Below are 1,044 nucleotides of genomic sequence, written 5' to 3'. Positions count from 1 at the left end.
TCGGATATTGATTGCTTTTCATAATGAGCGCGTAATCGGTAGTGCTTTGCTGGTATTTGGTGAGCGAGGTGAGAAGCCATTTGAGCTTGACCAGTTATTACCAAAGAGCCTTTTTGCAAAGCTGCCTCAATATGAAGAGCTTATGGAAATTACCGCGATATGTATTGAAAAGTACTATCAGGACACCGACGTTCTGCATGGTGTGTTTGAAAATATGTACCGTGAAGGCTTGTCGGCGGGTAAGAAGTACGTAATGGTTTCGAGTCTCGATGATTGGGTCTATCGATACAAGAAAATGGGCTTTAAAGGTACTGGTCTAGTGCTCGATCACCCTAAAAAGCCAGATGTTCAATTGAATGTAATGCTTTTGAATAAAGACACGGGTAAGTCAGGTAAAGGAATGAATCCGGTTCGCTGGTGGGTAGTTTGGGGGCATGTCAGCCTGCACCTATATCAGCGTCGAATCATAGAGTATACGCTGTTACAAAAGTGTCGAGTGCACTTCAATCGTGGACTGTTTGAATTGAATAGAGCTTTTCGAAATGGTAAACGTTGGTTTCGCTAGAGGTCGCTTATTTGAGGAGTTTAGCTGACTGAGTGTGAGGCTTGTGAGAGAGGAAAAATTCAACCCCGGAACGGGGTTGAATGAGGAATTCTTACTATGCAGGGTTTACATTTTCAGCCTGAGGGCCCTTCTGGCCAGAGCCTTCTGTAAATGTAACTGCTTGGCCTTCTGCCAAAGTTTTAAAACCGTCGCCTTGAATATTGCTGAAGTGAACAAACAAGTCTGGTCCATTCTCACGCTGAATAAAACCAAAGCCTTTTGATTCATTGAACCATTTAACGGTTCCTGAAAGTGTTTCTGACATTATCTAACCTTTTCCATTTTAATTTACTATTCAATGAGTACTCTGTAATAACTTTATAGGGGTTACCTGAGAGGCTCATATTGCTGTTTGAATTACCTATTTGAAGGGCTCTTCATCCTTTTTATAACTTGGGACAGAAACCAGCTCTTGCGAATATTTTCAAACTCAAGTTCAA

General features: G+C 41.7%; 2 protein-coding genes. One reads left to right on the top strand and one right to left on the bottom strand.

The features are described from left to right. Positions 1–565, top strand: a 565-nt coding sequence (locus tag A3757_RS25990; protein WP_197469608.1) for a hypothetical protein, incomplete at its 5' end; no start/stop codon positions are given. A 94-nt stretch (positions 566–659) separates the two neighbouring features. Here A3757_RS25990 and A3757_RS00555 read toward each other — a convergent pair. Beyond that, on the bottom strand, positions 660–869 hold the full coding sequence (locus tag A3757_RS00555) for a cold-shock protein (protein WP_068511735.1): 210 nt from the start codon (positions 867–869) through the stop codon (positions 660–662). Between the last annotated feature and the right edge of the window lie 175 nt (positions 870–1,044).

The sequence above is a fragment of the Oleiphilus sp. HI0117 genome, assembly GCF_001635235.1.
This window is presented reverse-complemented; position numbering and strand designations above follow the sequence as displayed.